Source organism: Claveliimonas sp. (assembly GCF_037273965.1).
Taxonomy (GTDB): domain Bacteria; phylum Bacillota; class Clostridia; order Lachnospirales; family Lachnospiraceae; genus Claveliimonas; species Claveliimonas bilis.
The window spans coordinates 1-4,267 of record NZ_JAYAZJ010000131.1 but is presented as its reverse complement, the minus strand read 5'-3'; the positions used below and the strand labels follow the sequence as shown (position 1 = coordinate 4,267).

3 protein-coding genes and 1 tRNA gene are annotated in these 4,267 nt (G+C 42.9%); 2 read left to right on the top strand and 2 right to left on the bottom strand.

Going from position 1 to position 4,267, the window contains the following annotated elements:
* The first annotated feature begins 70 nt into the window (after nucleotides 1–70).
* Nucleotides 71–143: transfer RNA gene (locus WJ238_RS11470), tRNA-Asn, on the top strand.
* A 171-nt stretch (nucleotides 144–314) separates the two neighbouring features.
* Complete coding sequence (locus WJ238_RS11465; protein WP_337606994.1) at nucleotides 315–1,523, top strand: LPXTG cell wall anchor domain-containing protein; 1,209 nt, start codon at nucleotides 315–317, stop codon at nucleotides 1,521–1,523.
* Nucleotides 1,524–1,562: 39 nt separating this feature from the next.
* On the opposite strand, the gene WJ238_RS11460 is transcribed toward WJ238_RS11465, so the two are convergent.
* Together WJ238_RS11460 and WJ238_RS11455 are read right to left on the bottom strand one after the other, a co-directional pair.
* Complete coding sequence (locus WJ238_RS11460; RefSeq protein ID WP_337606993.1) at nucleotides 1,563–2,690, bottom strand: glycerate kinase family protein; 1,128 nt, start codon at nucleotides 2,688–2,690, stop codon at nucleotides 1,563–1,565.
* A 130-nt stretch (nucleotides 2,691–2,820) separates the two neighbouring features.
* Nucleotides 2,821–3,954 carry a CdaR family transcriptional regulator gene (locus WJ238_RS11455; RefSeq protein WP_337606992.1) on the bottom strand — a complete coding sequence of 378 codons (1,134 nt, stop codon included), beginning with the start codon at nucleotides 3,952–3,954 and terminating at the stop codon, nucleotides 2,821–2,823.
* Between the last annotated feature and the right edge of the window lie 313 nt (nucleotides 3,955–4,267).

The following is a 4,267-nucleotide window of genomic DNA, read 5'->3' as shown; positions in this document are numbered from 1 at the left end:
AAAGGCTGGAAGATGGATAGATTTCTTGTATGTGGTTTTGAAGGTACATAATAATTGATTAATTAAATATTCCTCCTTAGCTCAGTCGGTAGAGCACTCGGCTGTTAACCGAGTTGTCGTTGGTTCGAGTCCAACAGGGGGAGCTGAAAACTCACAAACATCAGTTTGTGAGTTTTTTATTGTATATACGATTAGTACTCAAAGAAAAGATTAAAGGCATATCTCACATAAAAACTTGTGCTTCCTATGAAAATATAGTAATATTATACATAACTGTAAATCGTTTTGATACTTTATGAAAAAGGAGGGGAAACATGAAGAAAATAAAGACCATGTTAGCATGTCTTTTGGTATTAAGTCTTTTTATGGGAATGCAGGTGAGTGCACAGGAAGGGACAAAAGCACCGGAACTGTCTGCATCCTTGATCAGTGAGTTGAAAGGTGGGAAGGCTGAAGTGGGAGATGTTCTACAGTTTACGATCAAGCTGAATATACCTGAAGCCAATGCAAATCTGGGTGGGGCATTTCTTCGTTTCATTGTAAGCGACACAGAAGATATGAACAGCAGAACGGGGATGCCGGAGATGAAGGTCAATGAAGACCAGAAGATTTTGTCAGACATAGGTAAAGTAAACGGAATGGCAACAGCCAGGATTTCAGCTGGATCTGTTGGTACAGTAGAAGCGACAGTGAGCCTTACCGTTACGGAAGATATGAAAGGGAAAGCCTTGTTTTACCAGACAGATATCCGGACAGACGGAGGCACGGAAGCGGAAACTTTGGCAAAGACTGCAGTACAGCAGTTTATAGTTGCGGAAAATGAGTCTCAGGAGACCATTGCTAATGTGGCACTCGCTGCAGATATAGAAGCAGAGGATATGGATAATCTTCCGCGGAATGAGGCGACTTCTGTAAAACTTACGATTACCAACATAGGAACTTCAAATGTATCGCATATGTATGTGATGGGCGGATATAATGGGACCGGATGGAATGATCCGGATCAGGTTCAGCCATTTGGAAGTTTTGTCAATTTGCCGGATGGCGTGACGCAGCCGGAGAATGGAACACTGTATATAGAGGAATTTGTACCGGGAAGTACATTTACGATAACACTTCAGGGAACAATTCCGGAAAATTATGCTAAGAAAGACATTGCATTTTGTTTTGCTGCAGTGTCTTATGGCAAAGCGGATTTCGATCCGGAAACTGATACGCCGATCATGGCTGCAACAACCAGCATAAGCGGTAAGGTGGCGGATAAGGTAACTGAGAATCCGGAACCGGGTACTCCTGGAAAGGATGACCCTTCTCAGACAGATCCGGATACACAAAAGCCGGCCGGCACAGATACTAATAAAGGGACAGCAGATCAGACAAAGCCGCAGGCAACAGTACAAAAGACTGTGAATAAAAAAGCAGCGCCTAAGACAGGAGACGAAAGCTCGGCAATGGCAATGATCATGATAATGGCAGCGGCAGGAGCAACTGCGTTAATTGCCAGAAAAAAATCCAGAGCATAGTGTAAGAAAATAAGTGAAATGAAAAAACAGGTTATCCGGCTAAATCAGCCGGATAACCTGTTCTATTGTCTGACGAATATTTTCTTTTGCTTTGTCCGGATCCATCGCTTCTTCCAGTGTTGTGATTCCGCGGACAACAGGGAAAAAAGCATCGATTCCGGCAGCGTTGCAGGCGCGTGCCTCCTTGGTAACACTTCCGGCAATTGCGATCACCTTTGCATGATATTTGTGAGCAAGTTTGGCAACTCCTACAGGTGCTTTTCCCATGGCAGTCTGATGATCCAGTCTGCCTTCTCCGGTAATGACGATATCAGCGTCTTTTAATTCCTCTTCAAGCCCTACTGCATCAAGAATGAGGTCAATTCCGGGAGAAAGCTGTGCATTCAGGAATGAAAGGAATGCAAAACCAAGGCCTCCGGCAGCTCCGGCTCCGGGATAGTTTATATAATCGCATTTCAGAGAAGAAGAAACGACAGCGGCAAAATGAGCCATGTCTTTATCCAGTCCTTCTTTCATCTCATCGGTCACACCTTTTTGCGGTCCGTAAATATAGGTAGCCCCGTTTTCTCCGCATAAAGGATTTGTGACGTCACATGCGATCTGAAAATGACATCCCTCTAAAAGAGGGTTCTTGTTTTCAGTGCGGATAGAAGCAACCTTGGCAAGAGCCTGTCCGCCTTCACCGGCATCCATACCGTTTTCATCCCAAAACTCAAATCCAAGAGCTTTCAGCATACCGATTCCGCAATCATTTGTGAGACTTCCTCCGATACCGATAATAAAATTGCGGCATCCTTTTCCTATTGCATGCAAGATCATTTCCCCGACGCCGTAGGTTGTCGCCAGCATAGGATTGCGTTCTTCTCTGCTTACAAGAGTGATTCCGGCTGCAGAGGCCATTTCAATAATTGCAGTATTGGAATCTGCCAGATAGCCGTAATAACAGGATTGAGGCTTTCTCATAGGTCCGGTAACGGTGAGGTCAATTCTCTGTCCATTCATACCTTCGATCAGTGCATCGGTAGTTCCTTCGCCCCCGTCGGCAAGCGGCTTTACAACGACTTCAGCTTCCGGATCAGCAAGAAGGATTCCCTCTTTTGCGGCAGTTCCGGCTTCCATGGAAGACAAACTTCCTTTAAATGAATCAATGGCAGTTACAATTTTCATAAAGTCTCCTCCGTTTTTCATATTCTTTTATACAAGTTTAGCATGAAGGAACGGGCAAAAAAATATATTTTATAACAAAAAAAGAAAAAAATATGTTATAAGTAACAAAAAATGAAATATAAGATGTATGTCATAGAAGAATAGTATCGTTATGCAGGGTTGTATCATCAAAGGGTTCTTCCCCGGGAATGTCAAGAAGCTTTACCGCGAGATAGAGAATCACGGAATCATGAAAATTCCGGGGATTCAGGCCGCATAAGCGATGGATCCGGTTCAGCTTATACTGCAGCGTATTTTTGTGGAGAAAGAGCTTTTGGCATGTGTGAAGCAGAGAACAGTTTTCCTGAAAGTATGTCCGGAGAAGCTGAATATCTTCAGGGGAAAGTTTCTGAAGAGATTTTTTAAGAAAACTTTTTCTATGTATTTCATCAATATCTGTCAGAAGGATCTCCAAATTTAATTCATCAAATAAAGCAATCTGATGATCGGAGAAGCGAAGGGTGTTTAAAGCCGTTTTTGCAGTGTAGAGAGAAGAGCCTAGTTTCGGGAGCTCTTCGGCGCTTCCGATGCCGACTTTAAGATTTTCTTTTCTGGAAGACACAAAGGAAGAAAGTCTGCCTTTTATCTCTTTTAAGTCCGGGGAGTCAAACAGAACTGTGAAAGTATGGGGATATTGGTAGCTGTACAGACACTGTGGGAGTGTTTCCAGAAAATGATAAATATCAGTCTCCAAAGAAGAAATACTTTCCGGAGCTGAAGAAGCTTTGAACTCCATAAGAAAAATCCGCTTTGGCGTCCTGGGATTAATATGGAAAGCTTTGAGCTCTTCTGACAGGCGGGCTGTCAGTTCCCGGTCATTGGAGAGCAGAAACTGAAGAAGATGATTTTTCTTCTCGGCAAGTGTCCGTGAAGCGGCGTTTAGTTCCTGCTCACGGATGAGCAGCAGAGTAATACGCTCCGCTAAGTGAGCATAAATCCTTACCTCATGTGGATCTCCGCTGATTCCGATTACAGCAGCTAAAGAACCTTTGTGATATACAGGGATATTTACTCCTTTTTGAGTTCCAAGAAGGGTATCGGATTCAAAAACTTCCAGAGTAGTGCCAGCGGAGATTACTTTTTGTCCTCCTTCATGGAAAGTTCCGATCCGGGAGGGATTTGTGCTGGCAAGAATAAGCCCCTTTTCATTAATAAAGTTAATATCATGTCCGCAGACATCTTTGACAGTGTCTACAATCTGCTGTGCGGTTGTTTTATTGATCATATTAAATATACTCCTGCTATATAGAATTATGTTATATGTAACATGATTATGGGGGAATGTCAATGTTATTAAGGTGTGAAAGAACGAAAAGCAAGTATTCATATAGTAGAGGAAAAAGAAAGGTCTCCGACTAAAAAATGGAATTTAAATTTTCATTCAAAGTTTTCGAAAAAAAGCTTGCCAAACAGGTTCGTATATGATATTATATTACTCGGTCAACTGATGTTCCGCATTTAAAGAACAGAAGAGACTGGATATGGCTCCATGGTCAAGCGGTTAAGACATCGCCCTTTCACGGCGGTAACCCGGGTTC